Source organism: Burkholderia sp. LAS2, assembly GCF_018417615.1.
In the GTDB taxonomy this organism is placed as follows: domain Bacteria; phylum Pseudomonadota; class Gammaproteobacteria; order Burkholderiales; family Burkholderiaceae; genus Burkholderia; species Burkholderia sola.
Map to the genome: position 1 here is coordinate 1,823,265 of NZ_CP071052.1, position 24,114 is coordinate 1,847,378.

Here is a 24,114-nt window from a genome sequence, read left to right on the forward strand (position 1 = left end):
GAAGCAACGCCGCGTCTTTACATTCAACGGTCGATCAACGACCCCGTCACACGGAGGTTGTCATGCTGCACTACGTCAAATCCCTGCTGCGCGATGAACGCGGCGTCAGCTCGCTCGAATACGCGGTCCTCGCCGGCATCGTCGTCGTCGCGCTGGCTGCGGTCGGGGTGATCCTGAGCAGCAACACCGGCGGCCTGCCGGCCGTGTTCACGTCGCTGATCAACAAGGTCACGGCGCTGATCTGATCCCCCTGAACCCGCGCGCCGCCGACGAATACACGGATCCGCAGCGGTACGACGTATCCAGCCGGGGCGCGCCGACGGACGGCTCTCCGATGCTCTATCTCGTACAGTCGGCGGCGACGCTCGTGCTGATGTCGCTCGTGCTGCAGGACGTGCGCACGCGGCGCCTGTCGAACCGCCCGGTACTCGCGTTCGCGATGCTGTATTTCGTCGCGGCCGCGCTCGCACGCGAAGGGCTCGCGCAGCTCGCCGCTCACGTCGCGACCGCCGCGGCGATGCTGCTGCTGTTCGCCGGACTGCGTCACGCCGGCTGGATCGGCGGCGGCGACGTGAAGCTGGCGGCGGCCGTCTTCCTGTGGGCCGGCCCGGCGCTCGCGTTCCCGGTGTTGACGATCGTCGGGGCGAGCGGCGTCGCATGCGGCCTCGCGATGCTCGCGGCCGTTGCGTGGCGGCGTCGCCGCATCGCGCCGGCGCGCGCGATCGACACGCGTGGCGTGCCGTACGGCATCGCGCTCTCGCTCGGCGGCGCACTGGCCGTCTGGGCGCCGTTTCCTCACGCGGTTTCGCTCACCTAGCGGGGACGCACGCCGCCATGCCCAAACCCCTGAGAATGGCCGTGCTGATCATCGCTGCCGCCATCGGTGCGTTCCTCTTGCGCCAGCTCTATGTCGCCGCGTCGACGCCGTCGGCGCCCGGCGCGGCGAGCGACGTCGACGTGCGCGTCGCGGCGGCCGACCTGCCCGAAGGGCTGCTGCTGCGCGACAACGATCTCGCGTGGAAGCGCATGCCGCGCGCGCAGGTGCCGGCCGGCGCATTCGTCGAGTCGCAGCCGGGCGCGGACCTCAAGGGCGCGCTGCTGCGCAACCGCGTGGACGCCGGTGCGCCGATTCGCGCGGACAACGTGATCCCGGCCGGCGCGCCGGATTTTCTCGCGGCCGCGCTGCAACCCGGCATGCGCGCGATCTCGGTGCCGGTCGACGACGTGTCGGGCAACGCGGGGTTGATCCAGCCGGGCGACTTCGTCGACGTCGTGCTCACGCAGCAGATCGGCGGTTCCGCGACGACGCCCGGCACGTTCGAAGCCGAGACGGTCGTGCGCCGCGCGCGCGTGCTCGCGGTCGGCTCGGAATTCCAGCGTGCGAAGACGGCCGCGAGTGCGCCCGACGCGCCGGTGCGCGCGCGCACGGTCACGCTCGAGGTCGCGCCGCGCACCGCGCAGGTCGTGCTGGTCGCGACGCGCCTCGGTTCGCTGTCGCTCGCGCTGCGCAGCTTCGCGACGAGCGATCGCCGCCAGGCCGCGGGCGGCGACGAACAGGAGCCCGATACGCCGCCGGTGTGGGCCGGCGACGTATCGCGCGCGTTCCGGGACGCGACGCGTTCGTCGTCCGCGAAGCCCGACACGGGCATGCGGGCGGCACCGCAGGGCAACACGGTCGTGATCTATCGCGGCTCGTCGGTGGACGACGGCTCGCGTGGCACCGGCGGCGGTGGCGTCGGTGGCGTCGGCATGCCGGGCATCCCGCCGCTGCCGTCCGGCTGGCCGGGCACGCCGGTTGCGCCGGCGGCGCCCGCGATGGGCAATGCGGCCGCCGACACGACGGCGCAAGTGCCGCGGGCGGCGGTCGCGCAGTGACGCGAGGACGAGGTGTCGAGGTGTCGATTCGGAACCGGCCGCCCGGCGGCCGGCATTTGACGGGAACACGCATGGTGCGCATGGTTCGTTGGATCGCTTTCTGGTGCCTGGCCGCGCTCGTCGCGCCGGACGTCGCGTTCGCGCAGCGCGCGCACGCGGCGGACGCCGGCGCGGCGTTGTCGATCGCGACCGGCAAGGGCGAGATGCTGTCGCTGCCGGAACCGGCGACCGCGATGTTCGTCGCGGACCCGGGCATCGCCGACATCCAGGTGCCGTCGCCGCGCACCGTGTTCGTGTTCGGCAAGAAGGCCGGCACGACCACGCTGATCGCGCTCGGCGCGAATCATCGGCCGATCCTGCGCCGGACCGTGATCGTGCAGGTCGACACCGCGTCGCTGCAGACGGTGCTCGACGGCCGCTTTCCGCAATTGAAGCTGGCGGTGTCCGGCGCGCCGGGCTCGCTGATGGTGTCGGGCAAGGTGCCGAGCGCGGCCGACGCGGACGCCGTGATGCAGTCGCTCGCGCCGTATGTGAACGACAAGGAAAAGATCGTCAACCGGCTCACGCTGTCGCGCCCGATCCAGGTGAACCTGCGCGTGCGCGTGACGGAAGTGAGCCGCAACATCACGCAGCAGCTCGGCATCAACTGGAGTTCGCTCGGCGCGGCCGGCAACTTCATCGGCGGGCTGTTCAACGGGCGCACGTTGTTCGATTCGACGAACCGGTTGTTCAACCTGTCGCCGACGGGCGCGTATTCGGTGGTGGGCGGCTTCCATACGGGGCGCTGGTCGATCGACGTCGTGCTCGACGCGCTCGATCAGGAAGGGCTGATCACGATGCTCGCGGAGCCGAACCTCACCGCGATGTCCGGCCAGACCGCGAGCTTCCTCGCGGGCGGCGAGATCCCGATTCCGGTCGCGCAGGCCGGCAACACGACCGGCGCGATCACGGTCGAATTCAAGCCGTTCGGCGTATCGCTCGACTTCACGCCGACCGTGCTCGCCGACAACCGGATCAGCCTGAAGGTGCGCCCGGAGGTGAGCGAGGTCGATCCGAACAACAGCGTGACGACCGGCGGCGTCACGGTGCCGGGGCTCTCCGTGCGGCGCGTGGAGACGACGGTCGAGCTGTCGAGCGGGCAGAGCTTCGCGATCGGCGGGCTGCTGCAGAGCCAGACGGCCAATACCGTGTCGCAGATCCCGGGGCTCGGCCGGCTGCCGATCATCGGCCGGCTGTTTTCGTCGAAGAACTTCCAGGACAACAAGACCGAGGTCGTCGTGATCGTGACGCCGTACATCGTGCAGCCGACCGGGCCCGGCCAGCTCGAGCAGGCGCTCGACACCGTCGCGCGGCCGAGCAGCGACCTCGAGTTCGCGATCCAGCGCAACCTCGGGCTCGACCTGCTGACCGGCGACACGCCGCGTCTCGTCGGCGCCGCGGGCTTCGTGTACTGACCGGAGGAGCACGCATGCGACTTCGAACCCTGTTCACCGCGCCGTTGCCGTTGGCGCTCGCGGCCTGCCTGTCGACGCCGCCGCCGATCAACCTGCCCGATGCGCGCGCGATCGGCTTCGACGGCGTCCGTGCGGTGCCGCCCGACTGCGCGAAGCTGATGCAGCCGTCGCAGCTCGTCGACGCCGGCTTCGGGCGGCCCGGCGTGCCGTTCGGCTGCGCGACCTACACGAATCTCGCGACGATGCTCGCGCGGCCGGAAGACCTCGTCGCGCCCGTGCCGTACGGCGGCGCCGATGCGCAGGTCGCGGCCGACGCGGTGCGCCGCTACGTCGAGGATCGCGTGAAGCAGCCCGCGCCGGGCAAGACGCTGACGACGACCGGCTCGCCCGGCCATTGACCCCCTTCCGATGCGATCGCGATGCCGCCCATGAACGTCCTCGACCGCCAGAACGCCAAGCACGCCGCCGCAGCCGGTGCGGCGGACCTCATCGCGGTCGTGTCCGACGCCGGCAGCGAGGATGTGATCCGCCGCGTCGCGCAGGACCTGTCGATCACGCGTGCCCACGTGCAGCCGGGCAACTGCGACGACGCGATCCGGCTGCTGCAGCAGCACGAGCGCTCGCCGCGCCAGCTGATCGTCGACGTGTCGGATTCGGTGCTGCCGGTGTCGGACCTGATGCGGCTCGCGGACGTGTGCGATCCGTCGGTGCGGGTCGTCGCGATCGGTACGCAGAACGACGTCGGGCTGTTCCGCAACCTGCTCGGCATCGGCGTGCAGGACTACATCGTGAAGCCGCTGACCGTCGAGCTGATGCGGCGCGCGCTGACGACGACCGAGGCGGTCGTGCAGGTGCGCACCGGCAAGATCGTCAGCTTCGTCGGCGCGCGCGGCGGCGTCGGCACGACGACGATCGCGGTCAGCCTCGCGCGCTGCCTGGCGGGCGAGAAGCGGCGGCGCGTCGCCTACGTCGACCTGAACCTGCACGGCGGCGGCGCGAACTCGATGCTCGGGCTGTCGAGCAACAACGGGCTGATCGAATTGCTGAACATGGAACTGCGCCCCGACGACGCGCTGTTCGACCGCATGTTCGTCACGAAGGGCGACCGCCTGCACGTGTTGTCCGCCGAACTCGCCTATGGCGAGGACGCGTTGCTGCGCGACGATGCGATCGCGCAGCTCGTCGACATGCTGAAGGACCGCTTCCATTACGTGCTGTTCGACGTGGGCGTGCGTGCCGGCAAGTTGTTCGAGGATGCGCTGACGGCGTCCGATCTCGTCTATATCGTCGCCGATCGGTCGGTGCACGCCGCGTACGAAGCCGCGCGGCTGGCGCGCTTCGTGAAGGAAATGCCGGGCGAGCGGATGCTGTCGATGGTGCTGAACAATCCGCTCGAGCCGGTCAAGGGGCGCGTCGCGCAGTCCGATTTCGAGGACGCGTTCGGCGGTGTGCGGCTGCGCGAGCTGCCGCACGACGCGCAGTCGCTCGCGATCGCCGAGAACCTCGGCGAGCCGATCGAAGGCACGAAACGGAGCGGCTTCCTCGACGAGATCCGGCTGCTCGCGAACGGCATCACCGGCGAATCGATGGCCGTCGCCGAGCCGTGGTATGCGCGCTTCGTCAAATGGAGGAAGGGATCGTGACGTTCGGTACCCGCAAGCGGCGGACGCCGGACCCCGCGCCGGCGGGCTCCCGTACCGCGCCGCGCGACGACGCGCCCGCGCCGGCCGCGAGCCCGGTGCCGGCGTCGCTGTCCACGTCCGCATCCGCCGCATCCGCGGCAGCGCGCGCGGCGGCGACGGCCGATACGCAGGAGGCCCTCATCCGTTCCGGCAAGTTCGATGCGATCCGCACCGCGGTGTTCGCGTCGATGAACATGTCGGCCGCATTGATGAAGACGCGCGACGAAGTGCGCGCGGGCATCGAGCAGGTGGCCGCGCACACGGTCGAGCGCGAGCGCCTGAAGATCACCGCGGGCGAGCAGGTGCTGATCGTCGACGCGATCCTGAACGACATGTTCGGCGTCGGGCCGATCGAGCCGCTGCTCGCCGACGACACCGTGTCCGACATTCTCGTCAACGGTCCCGATCAGGTGTACGTCGAGCGCGCGGGCCGGCTCGAGCTCACGTCGCTGAAGTTTCGCGACAACGCGCACGTGACGAGCGTCGCGCAGCGGATCGCGGCGGCGGTCGGACGCCGCGTCGACGAGAGCAGCCCGATGGTCGATGCGCGCCTTGCCGACGGCAGCCGCGTGAACGTGGTGCTGCCGCCGATCGCGATGCGCGGCGCGTCGATCTCGATCCGCAAGTTCGCGAAGCGCGACATCACGCTCGCGCGGATGGCGCATCAGGGCAACATCTCGCACGGGATGCTGCAGGTGCTGAAGATCGCGTGCGCATGCCGGCTGAACATCGTGATCTCGGGCGGCACCGGGTCGGGCAAGACGACGCTGCTCAACGCGCTGTCGCAGCACATCGAGGAGCACGAACGAATCGTGACGATCGAGGACGCGGCCGAACTGCAACTGTTGCAGCCGCACGTGGTGAGCCTCGAAACCCGCCCGGAGAATACGGAAGGGCTCGGCGGCATCTCGCAGCGCGATCTCGTGCGCAACGCGCTGCGGATGCGGCCGGATCGCATCATCCTCGGCGAAATCCGCGGCGCGGAGGCGTTCGACGTGCTGCAGGCGATGAACACGGGCCACGACGGCTCGATGACGACGATCCACGCGAACTCGCCGCGCGACGCGATCAGCCGGCTCGAAAGCATGGTCATGATGGCGAACGCGAACCTGCAGCTGCTGTCGATCCGGCGTCAGATCGCGAGCGCCGTGCACCTGTTCGTGCAGGTCGAGCGGATGCGCGACGGCGTGCGCCGCGTGACGCGGATCACCGAGATCGTCGGGATGGAAGGCGAGGTGGTGATCACGCAGGACCTGTTCGCGTTCCGCCAGGAAGGCGACACGACGCGCGACGCGGTGAAGGGCGTGTTCGAGGCGTCGTCGCTGCGGCCCGCGTTCGCGCCGCGCGCCGCGTACTACGGCGTCGAGGATGTGCTCTCCGAGGTATTCAGGCAATGAGGGCTGCCGATCTCTTCACGCTCGGCGCGTTCGTCGCGATCCTCGCGGCGGGCCTCGGGCTGTCCGCGTTGCTCGAGCGTGCGCGCCATACGCCGGAGCAGCGCATTCGCGCGCGGCTGCAGCGCCTTGCACCGTCGCTCGCGGGTCGGGACGCCGGCGAGGCCGCCGGGTCTGGTGTCGCGCTGTTCAACCTACCGCGCCGGCAAACCCGCGTACGTGCGTGGATGCAGCGCTACGTGACGCGCGTGCGCGCGGTCGGCGGCGAGCGCGGGCTGCGGATCGTCGTCGCGAGCACGATCGCCGGCGCGATCGCCGGGATCGTCGCGGTGAAGCTCGTCGCGCTGCCGAGCGTCGTGCATCCGGCGATTTACGTCGGACTGCCGCTGATCGCGATGCGCGCGAGCTACCGCATGCTGGTCGAGCGTTTCCGGCTGCGCTTTCTGGAGGCGTTCCCCGACGCGATCGACCTGATCGTGCGGGCGGTGCGCGCGGGCATTCCGGTCACGCAGGCGATCAGCACGGTCGGCGACAGCGCGGCCGAGCCGGTGCGCTCGACCTTCCGCACGATGGGCGACAGCCTGCGCGTCGGCGCGGATCTGAAGGACGTGCTGACGCACGCGGCGGACCGGCTGATGATCGCGGACTTCTCGTTCTTCACCGTCTACCTGCTGCTGCAGCGCGAGACCGGCGGTAGCCTCGGCGAGACGCTCGACGAGCTGTCGAGCATCATCCGCACGCGTCGCGACATCCGCCTGAAGACACGCGCGCTGACGGCCGAAGGGCGGATCACGACGAAGATCATCTCGGCGGTGCCGTTCGTGATGATCGGCGCGCTGTTCCTCGTGAACCGCGCGTACGTGATGCTGTTGTTCGACACGCATGCCGGCCGCGTGATGCTGACGATCGCGGCGGGGCTGCTGACGATCGGCCTGCTGGCGATTCACAAGATTTCGAAACTGGATACCGCGCGATGACGATGTCGATGCTGGCCGCCCGCGGCCTCGAACTGTTGCTGCTGATCGCGTGCGTCGCGGCGGCGCTCGCGACGCCGGGCGGCGGCACGCGCAAGCGGATCGCCGAGCGCGTGCAGCAGGCCGCCGGGCAGCGGCCGCCGTCGCTGGGAGGCGGGCGTCTGCAGCCGGGCGACGTGCGTCAGGATCTGACGCGACGGCTCGCGCAGCTCGGCGAGCGGCTGCCCGTGCTCGATCCGATGCAGCGCGTGAAGCTCGGGCTGCAACTGACGCGCGCGGGCTTTCGCGAACGGCGCGCGGTGTCGTCGATGATCGGCATCAAGCTCAGCTGCGGCGTGCTGTTCGCCGGCGTCGCGATCGTGTTCAGCCCGTATATTCCGCGCTTCGGCGAATACTTCGTGATCCGGGCGGTCGCGATGGTCGCCGCGTTCGTGATCGGCGTGATCGTGCCGGAATACGTGCTCGGCGCGATGATCCGGCGGCGCCGGCGCATCATCGCCGCATGCTTTCCGGATGCGCTCGACCTGCTCGTGATCTGCACGATGGCCGGCAACAGCCTCGTGTCGGGCGTGCGGCGCGTCGCACGCGAACTCGAGCGCATCTGCCCGCCGCTCGCCGACGAGCTGACGGTCTGCGCGGACGAGCTGACGCTGAGCGGCAACGTGTCCGAAGCGCTCGCGCATTTCGCGCTCCGCGTCGATTTCCCGTCGGCGCGCTCGCTCGCCACGACGCTCACGCAATCGCAGCGGTTCGGCACGCCGATCACGCAGGCGCTGCGAACGCTGTCGCGCAGCGAGCGCACCGAGCAGATCGTCGCGCTCGAGGAACAGGCCGCGAAGCTCGCGCCGAAGATCACGCTGCCGATGATGCTGTTCATCCTGCCGACGGTCGGGCTGATCGCGGCAGGCCCGGCGGCCATTCGTCTGCTCGAGGTGTTCAAATGAAAGGCTCCGCGCGACGCGCGTTCGCATTCGCGGCCGTGCTGCCGCTGCTGGCCGGCGGCTGCGCGCCGGGCATCCAGACGCGGCCGGCGCTGTCGCACAAGAGCGACGACCCGCAGGCCGAATTGCGCATTGCCGACAGCGCGCTGGTCGGCGGCAACGTCGATCTCGCGTCGACGCTGTACGGCAAGGTGCTCGCCCGGCATCCCGACTCGCTCGCGGCGCAACTGGGGCTTGCTGACGTCAACTACCGCGCCGGCGATCTGGAGCGCGCACGCGTGCTCTACGAGCAGGCGCGGCAGCAGGCGCCCGCGGAACTCGGGCCGCAGGTCGGGCTCGCGCGCGTCGCGTTGCGGCAGCGGCGGCTCGACGAGGCCGCCAGCCGCTATCGCGACTTGCTCGCCGCCCAGCCGAACCTTCCGCTTGCGGCGGAAGGGCTCGGCACGGTGCTCGACCTGCAGGGCCGCCACGAGGACGCGCAGGCCGTGTACCGGGACGCGCTCCGCGCCCATCCCGACGCGCAGGGGCTGCGCGTCGACCTCGGGCTGTCGCTCGTGCTGAGCAATCGTCCGCGCGAGGGCGTGAACGTGCTGCTCGACGTGGCCGGGCTGCCCGATGCGCCGTGGCAGGCGCGCCAGAATCTCGCGTTCGCGTATGGCGTGCTCGGCAACACCGATTCGGCGAAGAAGCTGCTGTCCGCGGATCTGCCGGCGTCGGCGGTGGCCGACAATCTGCGCGTGTACCAGGCGGTGCGTGCGCAGCTCGCGGCGCGCCCGGTCGCCGATGCGGCGCGGCCGTTGAAGGGCGCCGCGCTCGAGCCGCGTACGGTGCCACCCGCCGCGGGGGCCGCAAAATGACACGCGCGGCGATGCGCGGCCGCCACGCGCGCGGCGTCGTATCCCTCGAGTTCGTCTTGATGCTGCCGTTCCTGCTGATGGTGCTGATCGGCATCATCGACGTGAGCCTGCTGCTGTGCGACAAGGCCGTGATCACGAACGCGAGCCGCGAAGCCGCGCGCGCCGGTGTCGTGCTGCGCGTGCCGATGCTGACCCCGACGCAGATCGCCAACGTCGCGCTCAGCTATACGCAGAACAGCCTGATCACCGGCGGCACGCCGACGACGCCGACCGTGACCGTGACGCAGGCGAATGGCACGACGGCGGGCACCGCGTTGACGGTCACGGTGACCTACACGTATTCCGGGATGGTGCTCGGTTCGGCATTCAGCGCGCTGACCGGCCCGGTGACGCTCACGGCCAGCTCGGTGATGCTCTATGAATGACGCGGCCGGCAAGCCATCCGGCGGCACGGCGCGCGAACGCGGCTCCGTCGCGCTGTTCTTCCTGATGTTCCTGATTCCGCTGCTGTCGTTCGGCGCGCTGGCGATCGACATCGCATGGATCGCCACGGTGCGCAACCAGCTGCAGAATGCCGCGGATGCAGCCGCGCTCGCGGCGGCCGATGCGATGATGTCGCCGACCGGCGGGCCGCTGAACTGGTCGCAGGCCGCGCCGGCGGCGAACGGCGTGATCGCGCTGAACTCGGCGGCGGGCGCACCGCTGGCGACCGGCACGGTGACGACCGGCTACTGGAACGTGACGCGCACGCCGGCGTCGATGCAGCCGACCACGATCACGCCGGGCCCCTACGACGTGCCGGCCGTGCAGGTGACCGTGTCGCGCGCGCCGGGCATCAATGGCGGATCGATCCCGCTGCTGCTCGGCGGGCTGCTGGGCATCCCCGGCGCATCCGGCCGCGCGACCGCGATCGCGGTGCTCGCCGCGCCGGGTGGCGTCGCGGCGGGCGGGCTCTTTCCGATCGCGATCGACCAGTGCGTGTACAACCAGTATTGGAACGCGCAGACCAACCAGCCGCTGATCAATCCGCTGACGGGCTTGCCGTACGAGTTTTCGATCACGAACGGCCAGACGTATGGCGCGCTGTGCATGGGCGGCCAGTGGACGTCGTTCCAGTCGACCGCGACCGACACGACGACGATGGGCGGCCTGATGGTGACCGGCAACCCGACCACGCTCAATATCGGCGACAGCATCAATCTCGCGACCGGCGTGAAAGCGACGCTCTACACGTCGGTGCCGGTCGGCACGACGGTCGTGCTGCCGGTCGTCACGCAGACGTCGAGCAGCACCTCCGTGCCGATCGTCGCGTTCGCCGCGTTCCGCATCGACGTGTCGCTGGGCGGCACCTACAAGTACATCCAGGGGCACTTCGTCGCCGGCGTCAAGATGACCGGCGTCGCGACCGGCGTCGGGCCGTATTACGGCGTGTACGTGCCGCCGCGGCTTGCGCTGTGAGTGTTGCGCGCGTCGTGCCGCGCGCGGCGCAGCAGCATCAATAGCGCGAAGAGCGTCACGGCCGGGCCGATCTGCGGCAGCTGCAGCCACGGGTTCAGGTATTCGGCGATCGGCAGTGCCCACATCAGCGCGATCGCCGCCTGTTCGCCGCGCAGCCAGCCGTCGCGCCAGCCGATCGACAGCATGCAGGCGATCGCGATCGCGAGCCACGAGAGCTCGTAGTGCCACACGTACGGGTTCGCCACGAGCGTCGCGATCGCCAGTACGGCCGCGCGCACGCGGGTGTCGCGCGATTGCGTCCAGACGACGCAGGCCGCGGCGATCGCGATCGCCGCGATGCCGGCATGGGCGACATACGCGGCGCCGAGCGGCACGCCCGCGAGGCGGAGCGCCGCGAACGGCGTCGGCGACGCGAGCCAGAACCCGACGCCATGCTCGAGGATGATCGAGCGGACGAGGCCGGCGCTCGCGACGAACAGGCGCAGCGACGCGACGCCGCAGACGAGCACGCTCGATGCGACGAATGCGCCGGTCGCGAGCGCGGCCCACATGATCGTGCGCCATGCGCGCACGGCGACCAGCACGAACGGGAACAGCAGCGCCATCTGCGGCTTGACCGACAGCAGCGCGATGCAGAGGCCGGCCCACAGCGGTCGCCGGTCGGCCCAATGAACGGCGAGCGCCGCACACGATGCGGTCAGGCACGCGTTCTGCCCGAGCGTCGCGGTGACGAACACGCACGGCGCGGCGATCAGCGCGAAGGCGCCGGCGCGCGATGCGCCGGGAATCGCGCGGAGGCCGGATACGCGCCACGCGGCGAGGCCGAGCATCGACACGCCGAACGCGACGAACAGCGGATACCCGAGCGCGAACGGCAGCAGCGCCAGCGGCGTCACGAGCAGCAGATAGGTGGGCGGGTACAGCCACGGCGCGAAGACGTCGCGCGGAAGGTGCGGGAACAGCGCGGCCGTCAGCCGCGAGAAGGCGGAAAAATCGTACGCGTGCGACGGCGCGCCGTGCAGCATGACGTACGACGCGGACCAGAACACCGAGAAGTCGGCGCCGGGCCGCGGCATCACGCCGCCGGTGACGGACGCGTGACGCGCGACCGCCGTCCAGATCGCCATGAACACCGCGTACGACACCAGCATCAGCGCGCTGTACAGGACGACGCGTCGCGACGTGAGCCATGCGACGACCGGCCGCTCGGCCGGGCGGGTCGATTGCCGGAGGATGTCCAATTGACGCGGCCCGGTGCTACTTGAACGACGTCTTGCGGGCGGTGATGCTCGCGGCGGCCGGCGTCGCGGCCCGGCGGCGCGCCGAGTGCGCACGCTTGAGCGGAAACTGCAGCAGCTTCGATGCCGGTCGCGCGGCCGCATCGCGCTCGGCACGGTAGTGCCGCCTCACGAGATAGACGGGGCGTTGCTTCGATTCGTGATAGATCCGGCCGAGGTATTCGCCGATCACGCCGATGCCGATCAACTGGATGCCGCCGACGAACAGCACGACGGAAATCAGCGACGGGTAGCCGTGCACCGGATTGCCGTACAGCAGCGTGCGCGCGACGATGAACGCGCCATACGCGAGCGACAGCATCGCGAACGTGAGGCCGACATAGGTCCACACGCGCAGCGGCACCGTGCTGAAGCTCGTGATGCCCTCGAGCGCGAAATTCCAGCGCCGCCATCCGGAGAATTTCGAGCGGCCGCCGCTACGCGCCGCACGCGTGTATTCGACGATCTCGGTCCGGTAGCCGACCCACGCGAACAGCCCTTTCATGAAGCGCCGCCGTTCCGGCAACGCACGCAGCGCGTCGACGACCTCGCGGTCCATCAGCCGGAAATCGCCGACGTTCTCCGGCATCTCGACTTCGGAGAGCCGGTTGTGCACGCGGTAGTAGAGCGCGGCGGCCACCCGCTGCATCAGCGGGTCGCACCGGCGGTCGGTGCGCTTCGCGGCGACGACCTCGGCGCCCGCGCGCCAGCGTTCGAGCATCGCGGGAATCAGCGCGGGCGGGTCCTGCAGGTCGGCGTCGATCAGGATCACGGCCGCGCCGGCCGCTTCGTCGAGGCCCGCGGTGAGCGCCGCTTCCTTGCCGAAGCGGCGTGTGAGGTCCAGGACGTGCACGCGCGGGTCGCCGGCGGCGACCGAGCGCAGCCGGTCCAGCGTGCGATCGCGGCTGCCGTCGTTGACGCAGACGATCTCGAAGCGTACCGACGCGACCGACTCGAGAACGGGCAGCGTTTCGGCAAAGAACGCGTCGATCGTTTCTTCTTCGTCGTGAAACGGCACGACGAGCGATATCAACGGCTTCCTGGCTTGCGTGGACATCCTGCGGTCTCCCGAGAGATCTGGCCTGCGCTGCACCGTATGGTTCCCGTTGTCGTTTGCCGCACGGGTCGGGCCTGGGTCGGCGCGAATTCGGTTCCGGGCTGCTCGTTTGCCCACGAGCACGCCGTGCGGTTCAAATATCGTACGAAGAACTCGAAGATTCAAGCACGATTTTTGACGGTGCATGCGACATCGTGCTTTTGCGATCAACCTGGTATCGAATTTCTTCAGAATGACCCATGACGCTCAGCGCGGAAGAAGGTCCGCGACCGCTCGCGAAGTCGCCGCGGCGACAGAGGCGAGACTTCGCGCCGTGCGCGATGTTACGGCGAATAAAGTAGGGAACAAGAGTGTACGAGCTGCCCGGATCGCGACATGCAGCCCTTCATATCGTCTGACGACCATCTATACTTTCCGTGGTCATGCCGGATCGCGGGCGCCAGCAATTTTTTGCTATTGCTCGATTCGTATCAGGCTTCACTCGTCACAACGACGCTCGCCGATGCACGGCGCTGGCTCGAGCGCCCATTTTGCCGCCGGAAGAAGAACGACAAGCACGCGCGGCCGCCTGGCAGGCGATCAAGTGTCCGGGGCTCAGGAGGTGCGTGATGAACTGGATTGGCACGTGGCGTAATCAATATGGTTCTACACTGACCATCGCGGATGACAAGAATGGCGTCATCCGTGGCGTATTCAGCACGGCGTTGCGGGACAGCGCGTTCTTTGGTCATGATCTGCCCGTCTCCGGCGTCGGGTATGGCGATTGCATCAACTTCGCTTTCGGCATGTCGAACGACCTGGTGTCGGCGATCTGTTCTTTCACCGGCATGCTGCGTGACGGCAAGCTGCAGACCGTATGGCATGTCGTGACCAGCAAGGCGCCACGGCAAGGCTCACGATCATCGGCGTTCGGCTGGGCACATGCCGTTCAGACCAATGCGGATACATTCGACAGAGTCGCCGATTAACGTACCCGGAAGCGGATGGTTCGGGGCAGAAGGGCGGGCCGGTCAGCGGGATGTCCGGGCAACCGAGGGCCGTTCCCGTTGAAAGCGTCAATCGTCCCTGCTCGAATCGTGTACGGCGGGCCCGTTTGATCGCCAGGCGACCTCCGCGGGCCAGCCCCTCGTCACGCAAACCCCTCACTCGACCGTCACCGATTTCGCCAGGTTCCTCGGCTTGTCGATATCCGCACCCCGCAAGCACGCCGCGTGATACGCGAGCAACTGCAACGGCACGACGTGCAGGATCGGCGACAACAACCCGTAGTAATCCGGCATGCGCAGCACCGACACGCCTTCGCCGTTGTCGATCCGCGTATCGGCGTCCGCGAAAACGTAAAGCTGGCCGCCGCGCGCGCGCACTTCCTGCATGTTCGACTTGAGCTTTTCGAGCAGCGCATCGTTCGGCGCGATCGTCGCGACGGGCATCGTGTGCGTGACGAGCGCCAGCGGCCCGTGTTTCAGCTCGCCGGCCGGATACGCTTCCGCGTGGATATACGAAATCTCCTTCAGCTTCAACGCGCCCTCGAGCGCGATCGGGTAGTGCAGCCCGCGCCCGAGAAACAGCGCGTTTTCATGCTGCGAGAATTCCGCCGCCCAGCGCTCGATCTGCGGCTCCAGCCCCAGCACGTCTTCGAGCGCGCCAGGCAGCCGCCGCAACTGTGTCGTATAGCGCGCGAGTTGCGCATCGTCGACGTAGCCGCGCAGCCGCCCGAGCGTGACGGCGAGAATGAACAGCGCGGCGAGCTGCGTCGTGAACGCCTTGGTCGACGCGACGCCGATTTCCGGGCCGGCCCGCGTCAGGAAGCGCAGGCCGGTCTGGCGCATCATCGCGCTGGTCGGCACGTTGCAGATCGCCAGCGTGTCGATGTGGCCGAGCGCCTGCGCGTACTTGAGCGCGGCGAGCGTGTCGGCGGTCTCGCCGGATTGCGACACGCTGACCACCAGCGTATTCGGCATCGCGAGCGCGTCGCTGTAGCGGTATTCGCTCGCGATCTCGACCTGCGCGGGGAGGCGCGCGATCGTCTCGAGCCAGCGGCGGGCAGTCAGGCCCGCGTAGTGGCTCGTGCCGCATGCGAGGATCAGCACGTTGTCGATCTGCTCGAACGCGCGCGGGGCGTCGGGGCCGAATACGGCCGGATCGAACAGTCCGGCATCGGGGATCGTCGCGGCCACGGCCTGCGGTTGCTCGAAAATTTCCTTCTGCATGAAATGCCGGTACGGCCCGAGCTCGACCACGCCCTGCACGGACGGAATGGTTTGTATCGCGCGTTCGATCGGCGTGCCGGTGCGATCGAGCACCCGCACGCCGCCCGGCGTCAGTTCGACGATGTCGCCTTCCTCGAGAAAGATGAAGCGGTCGGTGATGCCGGCGAGCGCGAGCGCGTCGGACGCGAGAAAGCATTCGCCGTCCTTCACGCCGACGACGAGCGGCGAGCCGGCCCGCGCGCCGATCAGCCGCTGCGGCTCGCGCTTGCTGAACACCGCGATCGCATAGGCGCCGTGCAACTGCGAGGTCGCGTCGCGGACGGCGGCGAGCAGGTCTCCGCGATACTTGCTGTGGATCAGGTGCGCGACCACCTCGGTGTCGGTCTGGCCGTCGAACTCGTAGTGTTCGTCGGATAGTTGCTTGCGCAACGTTTCGTGGTTCTCGATGATGCCGTTGTGCACGAGCGCGATTTCGTCGCGCGAGAAGATCGGATGCGCGTTGCAGGTCGCCGGCGCGCCGTGGGTAGCCCAGCGCGTGTGCGCGATGCCGGTGCTGCCGGCCAGGCCGGCGCTGCGCACGTGGGCGTCGAGATCGGCGACGCGCGACACGCTGCGCTCGCGGCGTGCCTGGCCGTTGACGACCGTCGCCACGCCGCATGAATCGTAGCCGCGATATTCAAGGCGGCGCAAACCTTCGATCAGAACCGGGACGATGTCCCGTTGCGCGACCGCGCCGACGATGCCACACATGACACGTCTCCTTCCCTGTAGATTCCCCCGGACCGTGCGCACGCGTGGATCAGCGTGACGCGGTCTCCGTTGTCGCCGCCGTCGTGAAGCCGCATTGCGCGGGCGCGACCGGGTCGGCCATCCGGCTTTCGAATGCCAGGTAAAGCGCTTCCTCCAGGACGTTCCAGTGTGCGCCGTGCCGGTACGGGCCCGATAGCGCATGCCAGCACGCGACCGTGTTCCGGTCGTTCATCTTGAATGCGACCAGTGCGATCAAGCCCCACGGATAATCGGAGCTGGCCAGTTGCAGCCAGGTCTTGCCGTACTTCTGCATCCACTGCGCGTAGAACACATCGTTCGATTGCTGCGGAACCTGAATGCCCGACAGGAGCGGAAAGATCTGCGCCACTTTCGCCGGATAGAAGGTCGTGTCGCTGATGCGCTGCGTGCTTGGGCGAAAGCCCGACTGCGTGCCGCGCCAGAACACCTTCAGGATCGCGGACGCGAGCCGGTCGGCGCGCTGGCTCCACGGGCCGGCGCGCGTGGCGTCGCCACGCCGCACGTAATACGCGGCGAGCGCCTGGAACGCGCTGTGTACCTCGACGTTGTCCATCAGCAGCGCGACGTGCAGCGTCGACGAGATCTGATAGACGCCCGTGGGCTTGCTGATCAGCGTATCCAGATGCGCACCGGCGCGATTCAGGCTGAGTTCCCATGCGGCGGGCATGCCGTCGGGCGGCGCGAAGCGGGCGAGCAGTTCGATCCAGGTCGCCATCATCGCGTCGTCGGCGTCGGCTTCGGCGCATGAACTGTACTGGCCGCTCTTCACGCAATAGCGATCGAAGCCGCCGTCCGGACGCTGGCGCGGCAACAGCCACGCGATCCAGGCGAGCGCGGCCTGATGGGCGTCGAGCCCCGCATCGGTGGCGCCGAGCAGGGCTTTCGCGGCGAAATACGGATCGATGCCGGCGCCGTTCAGACGCACGGTGATCGCGCCGTCGGGGCGTTGGTAGAGCCCATTGAGCTGGAGTTCGGCGGCGCCCGCATGCGGTGCGACGCCGCATGCGGCGATACAGCAGGCGACGCACCACAGGCGGCATAGCCGGGCGGTGGCCGCCACGCGTGCGCGTGCGGCCGGGAAAAGCGCGGGCCGGTTCATGATGGGGGGCTCCTGCGCGGTGGTCCTGCGCAAATTCCGCCGGGCGCGGCGTTGGCCGCGTCGCGCGCCGGCGGGTGGGTCGAGGTCGCGGCTCAGTGCACCTTGGCGCTGGTGAACTTGAGACTGGTCCCGCTGTTCGCGGTCACGAGCCAGTACGTCGAGTCGGTGATGACGACGCTACCGAGGCCTTGCGTGATCAACGGCAGCGCGAAGGCCTTCTTCGGCAGCAGCCACGTCATGTTCGCGAGGCTGGTCGGGTGGCTGGCGGCGAACGCCCAGCCGCTGCCCGTATCGGTGGCCGACCATGTGACGTTCAGGCGTGCGCGGTCGAACACCGTGATGTCGGTCATCGTGTACCACTTGAACTGACCGAGCAGCTTCAGCGTGTTGGCTTGATTGAAGATCGCGGACAGCGTCGACGTGTAGGACGACGCGCCGAGCGGGTGCGCGTAGATCAGCCGGCTCGTGCGGTTCGCGACGACGAAGTTCATCAGGGATGCGTACCAGTTGTTCACGTCGGCCGTCGGCACCGCGTATTGCTGGAACTCCTCGAACGTCGCGTACTTGCCGAACGGCATCACGGGGTACGCCCACAGGCCGGGGTTCAGCAACGCGCCGTTGCGGTAGGCGCGGGTCGGTGCCGAGCCGGTGTGGCCGGTGAAGTAGTAGCCGTTGAAGCCGTTGCTTTCGAGCCAGTTGACCGACCACGTCGGCGTGTTGCCTTCCGGCGCCGCGTACTCGACGTCGGGCAAGGCCGTCGTCGCCTGGACGGCCTGATGGTTCATCACCAGGTACTGCGTAAACGTGCTCGCGTTGGTTTCGCTCGCATTCGCCCCCCAGTAGTCGTGGATCCAGCCGCCGTGGCTGCCGACGCGATGGCCCTTGCTCACGAAATACTTGAGGAGATTCTGCGCGGACGGGTTGTTGGCGAGATTGATGCCGCCACCGTCGCCGAACGCCGCTTCATCGGGGCCGGCCGTGACCACGAGCGAGAACGGCCCGTTGTTCCACACGCCGAGGCTCTTCAGGTAGAGCGCCGGCTGGATCTGGTCGCCCGCGCAGAAGTGCCAGTTGAACACGAGCCCGGCCATCGCCTTCGGCAGCGGCGACAGCGACGGCAGGTTAAGCATCTGCGTGCCGAAATAATGCAGGTAGCCGTGAATCAGCATGCCGTCGGTCTGGCCGTCGAGGTAGGCGAGCGGCAGGTTGACGAACAGCACGCCGCCGTTGCCGTACGTGTTGTAGCCGGACACCAGCCCGAAGGTCGGCGAGGTCAGGATCGTCGTGCCGGTGTACGTCCCCTGCGTGACGAAGCTCGGATAGGTGAGGAAGCCGTACACGTAGCCGGAGATGCCTTCGAGCGTGTCGGTGGTGGTGGCCAGCGTCGACGCGAGCGCGGTGGCCGTCTTGCCGGTCGACGTGCTCAGCAGCGAATTGGCGGTATACGTCGTGGTTTTCTTCAGCTTGCCGGTCACGGTGCCGGTCAGCTTCGGGGCCGTCTGGTTCAGCACGCCGCTGCCGGTGGACGGCGTCGTGTACTGAAACCATGCGCCGTGGTTGTAGTTGGCGAGGCCGCCGGGGTTCGACGGGCTGGCGGCGAGAAACTGTGCGCTGCCCGACGTCGAATTGGTCGACGTGCCCGAGGTGCCCGACGTGCTCGTCGAGGCGAGGGCGCTGGCGGTCGTGGTGGTCGACGAAGTCGTGGTCCATGCCATCGACTTGCCGGGGGGCACCTGGAGCGTGCGCAGCCAGCTGCTCATGCCGGTTACATTGCCGAGACCGATCATGTTGCCGCCGTATTGGTCATACAGCACATAGTCCACACCGGCCATGCTGCTGAAGCGCGATTTCGGGCTGACGTAGAAGCCGGCCGAATTCAGTACGCCGAAATCGTAGACGAGCATCACTTTGCCGCCGTTCAGCGCGTAGTTCTGGATCGCGGTCACGAGCGCGTCGGCGGCCGTCGTATGCACCTGATCGGGCAGGATCAGGCCCGGATACTGCGACAGCGTCGCGCCGGCCGCCATGAACTGGCTGTCGGTCATCACCTTGATCTGCAGCCCTTCTTCCTGGGCACTGTCGAGCCATGCGGATACGCGCGAATCGGGCAGCGTCAGCGTATCGGGCACCAACAGCAGAAGCTGGTTGGTGGCCGCCTGAACGCCGCCCGGACTGAATGCGAACGCGAGCGCGAACAGCGCGAACAGGATCCGCAAGAACTTGCCTGACTTTGCCAACATGGTGTGCTCCTCGCTCAAGGAATGGGGGCGTGCGGCAGCCGGGATACGCGTGCCGCCAGGTCGAGCATTCCAGCCCCGTAGGTGTGTTGCGGCTGTCCGGTTCGTCGGGTATCGAGCGGTGCGTGTCACGGTGGTCCGACCGCGCCAATGCGCCGGTGCGCCGCGCTGCCTTCGCCGGTGAGAGGACTCGATGCGACGCATGGAAAGAAGCGAACAACGTGCCATTGGCGCAGGAGGCCCGGTCCTGCTGGCTTCCTGCACTGCCGGTCGCGCGGCACGGTCGCAAACCCGACGGATTCGTTTCATCGCTGATACGGCGCGTTGGGACGCGCTATCAGCAGACGGAATCGCGATCGCGCGTCAGCGCGCCGGGCCAGCTCGCGCAGTAGGTATAGAGCGTGACCAGCAGGGCGATCAGCAGCGGCCCGCCGAGCAGGAAATAGCAGAACGGCAAAAACAGCAGCGAGCCGTGATGGACGATCGTCGCGTGCAGCAGCATCACGAACGGCAGCGCGAACACGAAGTAGCCCAGCACCAGCAGCGACGCGAACGCTTTTTGCAGCAGCGAGAAATCGAGCGGGTAGTACAGCGCGGCCATGACCAGCGGAATCAGCGCGATCGCCGCGCCGTGCAGCACGAACATGTCGCGCAGATGCAGTTGCGGGACGTACGGGAACGTGCCGGGCGCGAGCCAGAAGTACGCGCAAATCAGCAGCTGGGTGAAGCTCGCGATACGTAACAGATATGCAACGGGCAGCCAGCGCGCGCGCCGGATGAACGATGCGGCGAAGCCGATCATGCAGAGCGCGGCGGTGGCGACCAGCAGCGTGCCGCCCGGCATGCGGGCCGCGACGTCGATCGACAACAGCGGCACGCGCGGTGCGTCGGGCGGATAGCCGATCACGATCACGTGAAGCGCCGGATCGATCTGGCGCGCGCCCCACGCCATGACCGCGCGCCAGTAGCGCCACGCCATCGGCAATCCGAACCACAGCGACGCGTACAGCGCGGGCGTCAGCAGCGCGATCGACGACAGCCAGCGCTGCGGGTGCGCGTGGGTGCGCAGCGAACGGTCGACGGGAGGACGGACGGGATGCGTCTGCATGGCGCCCGCCCGCTTACCAGCGATAGAAGACGCTGAGCTCGCCGCCGATTCGTGAGTAATACGGGTTGTGGTAGTACGCGAATTCGAGTTGCGTCCCCCACTTGCGCGTGACCCAGTAGCGCCATTTCGCGGTGATCTCGTGGCTGCGGAAATCCGCGATCTGCGAGCCCGAGCCGGTGACCTGATACGCCTCGCGGCCGACGCCGCCGCGCAGCACGATCACGCTCTTGCCGACTTCGCCGTAGGTGACGGCGCCGTAGTAGGCGGGCGCCTTCACCGATCCGGGCGAATCGACGGTATAGTTCGCGCCCGCCTCGAAAATCCACTTCGGCAATGCGTACCAGATCACGCCGGCGTGATAGAGCTGGTCGCGGTGGCCGCTGCGGTTCCACGCGTAGCCGGCGCCGAGCGACACGACCAGCGAACGATCGGACAACAGCTTGCGGTTGATCGATACGTCGACGCGCGCACTCGGCAGGATCGTGCCTGACGTGGTGCCGGAAAAGCCGATCCCGCCGAACCAGTCGGGGCCGAGGTTCTGCACGTAGGTCAGCGCGCCGAGCTGCGTGTTCTCGCCGAAGCGGTGCAGTTGCGCCAGTTCGCCGAGCACGGTGCGACTGCCGTCCTGATAGACGCCGCGCAGGTGCACGCCGTACCAGTCGCCGTAGCCGTGCGTCAGATGTGCGCTCGAATAGCCGAGCGACAGCTCGGTGTGCGATTCCTGCGGCGCCTGCACATGGGTGACGACTGCATCGGGCAGCGGCGGCCGGTTCGTATCCTCGGGCGTGAACTCGGCGAGCGGCACGCCGTCCGGCAGGCCTTCGGCGTCGACGCGCACGAACATCGATTCGTCGCGCATCCGTGGCGTGATGACGGTCGTGGGCGGCGGCTGCACGGCGGGCGCGGCGGCGGCATCGTCCGGCTGCTCCGCCAGCGCCGCGGGCGCGCCGAAGGCGACGCCGCACAGCATCGCGAGGGTGGCAACCGGCACGCGCGGGCCGCGATGGCTGGGGCGATCGGACATGAGGCGCTCCTTAACGGGATGTGTGGAACCAGCCGCTGCGCCACGCGACGAGATCGCCATGCACGCAGGCATGATTGACGATCGATACGTCGCGCGCACACGCGCTGACCGGATGACCGGCGACGCCGATGCGCGCACCCGTCAGTCGCAACAGGCCGCCGGCCGACACGACGCCGTCGATGCAGCTCGCGTGGGCGAGCAACACGTCGTCGCGCGCGAATACCGCGCCGTGCAGCAACGCGTGACGTTCGAGTTCGACGCGATGCGCCTTGACGCTGCCGCGCAGCACGCAGCCTTCGCCGAGGACGAGCGTTCCTTCGACGATCAGGTTGCCTTGCACGACCGTGTGCGCGGGCAGGCGAACGTCGCACGGCAGCAGGTAACGACCGTGCAGGAAGCGATGCGGCAGCGACGCGAAGTGGCGGGTGAGCGTGATCGCGCGGCGCGGCGCGGCCGGTATGTCCGCGGGCCGCGGGCCGGGCGCCGCGCCGAAGACGAGCGGCTCGCCATACAGGCACGCGAAGCCGCCGGCGCCGCGCAGGCGCACCGTGTCGCCGACCACGACGCCGCGCAGCACCGCATCGTCGACGTCGATCAGCGGCGCATGCGCGAGCGTGCCGATCGTCGCGCCGGCACGGATGTCGATGCGCTGGCCGGCGAACGCGTACGCGGCCCGCGCGCCGTCGTCGAGCGTGATCGAACGGTCGGCGTAGAGCACGTCGTCGCGATGCGCGTCGCGTGCGACATGGATCGTGTCCGCATGCTCGACGGCCAGTCCGAGCGTCTGCCACGGCGGCGCGCCGGATGCATCCGGCGGCGGCGTGCCGGCCACGTGCGCGCGCAGCGCGTCGTGCCAGCGCGCGGCGAGCAGCGCCTGGTCGACGAACGGCCCGTCGCCGATCGGCAGCGCCGCGACGTCGCTGCGCCGGATCAGTTCATGCAGCATCGGCAGGAACGGCAGCGTGAGCACGCCGGCCACCGGCACCATCACGTTGAAGGTCGTCATCGCTCATCGCTCCGGTTTCAACTGCCGGCGAAAACGCTCGGTCTTGTCCCACTTCAGTTCGCGGCGGAACGCCGCGTCGAGCGCGAGTCCCCACAGCGCGGAGACGACCGCCGCGATCGTCACGCAAAAGCCGACGACGTTGACCGGCACGAGCCGCAGCCGCGTCGCGCGGCCGTCGAGCCGCGCGGCGACGACGATCTCGAAGAACACGCCGAAGTTGCCGAAGGTGCTGAACGAGAACAGCGCGAACAGCGACAGCAGCAGGCCGAGCGCGGTCGAGTTGACGCCGTTGAACAGGTAGAGCGCGAGCGCGGCGCTCCACGCGATCGCGAGCAGCGCGGGCATCGTGAATACGCCGAGCAGCAGCGCGCCGTCGAGCCGGCAGCGGCGCGAGATCAGCGGGTTGCGCAGCACCGGAACCAGATAGCGCAGCATGGTCTGGTTGTGGCCCTTCGCCCAGCGCGTCAGTTGCCGCGCGCGGACGGCCCAACGCTCCGGTACTTCCTCGTAACATTCGGCGTGGTTCAGATAGACCGTGCGCCAGTCGCTCAGCAGCAGGCGGTAGGTCATGTCGGTATCTTCGGCGAGCGTGTCGTCGCACCAGCCGCCCACGGCGTCGAGCGCGCCCTTGCGGATGCCGCCGACCGTGCCGCCGTACTGCGGCACCAGGTTCAGATTGTTGCGGGCTTGCTGGTTGACCTGATAGCCGCCCGCGCGCTCGAGATCGAGTAGCCGTGCGAGCAGGTTGCTGTCGGCGTTCTGCGGCACGACACGGCCCATCACCGCGCCGACTTCCGGGTCGAAGAACGGCGCGACCAGTTCCTTCAGCAGCCCCGGGCGCGGCAGGTAGTCGGCATCGAATACGACCATGATGTCGCCGCGGATGAAGCGCAGCGCATCCTTCAGCGCGGCTGCCTTGCCCGGCTTGCCGGTCTCGCGGTGAAACGGCTGAATCAGCTCGGGCGCGAGTGCGCGGACTTCGTCGATCAATGCGCGCGTGTTGTCGGTCGAGCGGTCGTTGACCGGAATGATCGTCAGCCGGTCGCGCGGGTAGGTCGTCGCCAGCAGCGCCATCAGGCAATCGACGATGACGGTTTCCTCGTTGTGGGCGGCGACGAAGACGGTGAGCCGCGGCCAGTCGCCGTGGGTCATCGTCCGGTAGGGCGCGTGTTGCGACTTGAACAGGCGGTCGAGGCTGAATACGTAATGCCGGGCGGCATACGCGCACGTCAATAGCGTGAACAGCCACAGGTACGCGACGCACGGTATCAGCAGCAGCTCGGGATCGAATGCGACGCCCGGCGTGGCGGCGGGCGGCGGCTCGAGCGACGCGTCCGGATCGGGCGAGGCCGGCGCGACGAGCGCGATGCGCTCCATCGCGATCCCGGTGGTTGCGGCCGTTGCGGCGGTTGCGGCGGGCACGCCGAACCGGGCCGGTTCGGCGATCGCCTGCGAGGCGGTGTCGTGCACGATCAGCGAGCACGCAAGCACGATCAGCAGCAGGATGCCTTGCTCGCAGAATGACGCCGCCCGCGTTTTCTTCATGTCCCCATCCCCGTGTCCGCAACGACGACCGATGAGAGCTGAAGGCGCTCCGTGGATCGCGCGGACGTCAATGGGAAACGATGGCGCGTTCGTCGCGGGGCGGTTGTCGGCTGCCCCGGACGGATGC

22 protein-coding genes are annotated in these 24,114 nt (G+C 68.6%); 13 read left to right on the forward strand and 9 right to left on the reverse strand.

Translation table 11 applies throughout. From position 1 onward, the window contains the following. The first annotated feature begins 62 nt into the window (after window positions 1–62). The 12 genes from JYG37_RS08550 to JYG37_RS08605 all read left to right on the forward strand — a co-directional run bounded on the left by JYG37_RS08550 (window position 63) and on the right by JYG37_RS08605 (window position 10,635). Window positions 63–245, forward strand: coding sequence for a Flp family type IVb pilin (locus tag JYG37_RS08550; RefSeq protein ID WP_050013708.1), 183 nt, complete (start codon window positions 63–65; stop codon window positions 243–245). A gap of 89 nt (window positions 246–334) precedes the next feature. Further along, window positions 335–817: an A24 family peptidase gene (locus JYG37_RS08555; RefSeq protein ID WP_050013709.1), complete on the forward strand. Its 483-nt coding sequence runs from the start codon at window positions 335–337 to the stop codon at window positions 815–817. Between the two features lie 17 nt (window positions 818–834). After that, complete coding sequence (cpaB, locus tag JYG37_RS08560; protein WP_124630014.1) at window positions 835–1,875, forward strand: Flp pilus assembly protein CpaB; 1,041 nt, start codon at window positions 835–837, stop codon at window positions 1,873–1,875. Between the two features lie 71 nt (window positions 1,876–1,946). Continuing rightward, window positions 1,947–3,329, forward strand: a complete 1,383-nt coding sequence (locus tag JYG37_RS08565) for a type II and III secretion system protein family protein (protein WP_050013711.1) — start codon at window positions 1,947–1,949, stop codon at window positions 3,327–3,329. A 14-nt stretch (window positions 3,330–3,343) separates the two neighbouring features. Continuing rightward, entirely contained in the window at window positions 3,344–3,727 is a 384-nt protein-coding gene (locus tag JYG37_RS08570) for a CpaD family pilus assembly lipoprotein (protein ID WP_050013712.1), read from the forward strand. A 21-nt stretch (window positions 3,728–3,748) separates the two neighbouring features. Next, window positions 3,749–4,972, forward strand: a complete 1,224-nt coding sequence (locus JYG37_RS08575) for a CpaE/TadZ family protein (protein WP_213346021.1) — start codon at window positions 3,749–3,751, stop codon at window positions 4,970–4,972. Then, a complete protein-coding gene (locus JYG37_RS08580) occupies window positions 4,969–6,408 on the forward strand; it encodes a TadA family conjugal transfer-associated ATPase (RefSeq protein ID WP_050013786.1) in 1,440 nt (479 codons plus the stop codon). Before JYG37_RS08575 ends, JYG37_RS08580 begins: the two co-directional genes overlap by 4 nt. Then, on the forward strand, window positions 6,405–7,382 hold the full coding sequence (locus JYG37_RS08585) for a type II secretion system F family protein (protein WP_050013714.1): 978 nt from the start codon (window positions 6,405–6,407) through the stop codon (window positions 7,380–7,382). Before JYG37_RS08580 ends, JYG37_RS08585 begins: the two co-directional genes overlap by 4 nt. Beyond that, on the forward strand, window positions 7,379–8,323 hold the full coding sequence (locus JYG37_RS08590; RefSeq protein WP_213346022.1) for a type II secretion system F family protein: 945 nt from the start codon (window positions 7,379–7,381) through the stop codon (window positions 8,321–8,323). Before JYG37_RS08585 ends, JYG37_RS08590 begins: the two co-directional genes overlap by 4 nt. Beyond that, on the forward strand, window positions 8,320–9,177 hold the full coding sequence (locus JYG37_RS08595; RefSeq protein ID WP_124654213.1) for a tetratricopeptide repeat protein: 858 nt from the start codon (window positions 8,320–8,322) through the stop codon (window positions 9,175–9,177). The genes JYG37_RS08590 and JYG37_RS08595 overlap by 4 nt, the downstream gene beginning before the upstream one ends. After that, entirely contained in the window at window positions 9,174–9,602 is a 429-nt protein-coding gene (locus JYG37_RS08600) for a TadE/TadG family type IV pilus assembly protein (protein ID WP_050013717.1), read from the forward strand. Before JYG37_RS08595 ends, JYG37_RS08600 begins: the two co-directional genes overlap by 4 nt. Further along, entirely contained in the window at window positions 9,595–10,635 is a 1,041-nt protein-coding gene (locus JYG37_RS08605) for a TadG family pilus assembly protein (protein ID WP_050013718.1), read from the forward strand. The genes JYG37_RS08600 and JYG37_RS08605 overlap by 8 nt, the downstream gene beginning before the upstream one ends. Here JYG37_RS08605 and JYG37_RS08610 read toward each other — a convergent pair. Both JYG37_RS08610 and JYG37_RS08615 read right to left on the reverse strand, forming a co-directional pair. After that, the gene (locus JYG37_RS08610) at window positions 10,599–11,876 is read right to left on the reverse strand and encodes a glycosyltransferase family 87 protein (RefSeq protein ID WP_502775364.1); all 1,278 of its coding nucleotides are present in this window, start codon (window positions 11,874–11,876) and stop codon (window positions 10,599–10,601) included. The two genes, JYG37_RS08605 and JYG37_RS08610, sit on opposite strands and share 37 nt — an antisense overlap. 16 nt (window positions 11,877–11,892) lie before the next feature. Next, the gene (locus tag JYG37_RS08615) at window positions 11,893–12,969 is read right to left on the reverse strand and encodes a glycosyltransferase family 2 protein (protein WP_050013720.1); all 1,077 of its coding nucleotides are present in this window, start codon (window positions 12,967–12,969) and stop codon (window positions 11,893–11,895) included. Between the two features lie 608 nt (window positions 12,970–13,577). On the opposite strand from JYG37_RS08615, the gene JYG37_RS08620 reads away from it, so the two are divergent. After that, window positions 13,578–13,937, forward strand: coding sequence for an avidin/streptavidin family protein (locus JYG37_RS08620; protein ID WP_089488326.1), 360 nt, complete (start codon window positions 13,578–13,580; stop codon window positions 13,935–13,937). Window positions 13,938–14,111: 174 nt separating this feature from the next. On the opposite strand, the gene glmS is transcribed toward JYG37_RS08620, so the two are convergent. The 7 genes from glmS to JYG37_RS08655 form a co-directional block, all read right to left on the reverse strand. Then, complete coding sequence (gene glmS / locus JYG37_RS08625; RefSeq protein ID WP_050013722.1) at window positions 14,112–15,929, reverse strand: glutamine--fructose-6-phosphate transaminase (isomerizing); 1,818 nt, start codon at window positions 15,927–15,929, stop codon at window positions 14,112–14,114. 49 nt (window positions 15,930–15,978) lie between these two features. Further along, a complete protein-coding gene (locus JYG37_RS08630) occupies window positions 15,979–17,067 on the reverse strand; it encodes a prenyltransferase/squalene oxidase repeat-containing protein (protein WP_213346023.1) in 1,089 nt (362 codons plus the stop codon). Window positions 17,068–17,159: 92 nt separating this feature from the next. After that, window positions 17,160–19,307: a polysaccharide deacetylase family protein gene (locus tag JYG37_RS08635; protein ID WP_050013724.1), complete on the reverse strand. Its 2,148-nt coding sequence runs from the start codon at window positions 19,305–19,307 to the stop codon at window positions 17,160–17,162. 334 nt (window positions 19,308–19,641) lie between these two features. After that, window positions 19,642–20,412: a hypothetical protein gene (locus JYG37_RS08640; protein ID WP_089488329.1), complete on the reverse strand. Its 771-nt coding sequence runs from the start codon at window positions 20,410–20,412 to the stop codon at window positions 19,642–19,644. Between the two features lie 13 nt (window positions 20,413–20,425). Next, window positions 20,426–21,436, reverse strand: coding sequence for a YaiO family outer membrane beta-barrel protein (locus JYG37_RS08645; protein ID WP_050013726.1), 1,011 nt, complete (start codon window positions 21,434–21,436; stop codon window positions 20,426–20,428). Window positions 21,437–21,446: 10 nt separating this feature from the next. Next, entirely contained in the window at window positions 21,447–22,442 is a 996-nt protein-coding gene (locus JYG37_RS08650) for a bactofilin family protein (protein WP_124556680.1), read from the reverse strand. Between the two features lie 3 nt (window positions 22,443–22,445). Continuing rightward, the gene (locus tag JYG37_RS08655) at window positions 22,446–23,987 is read right to left on the reverse strand and encodes a glycosyltransferase family 2 protein (protein WP_124639258.1); all 1,542 of its coding nucleotides are present in this window, start codon (window positions 23,985–23,987) and stop codon (window positions 22,446–22,448) included. Between the last annotated feature and the right edge of the window lie 127 nt (window positions 23,988–24,114).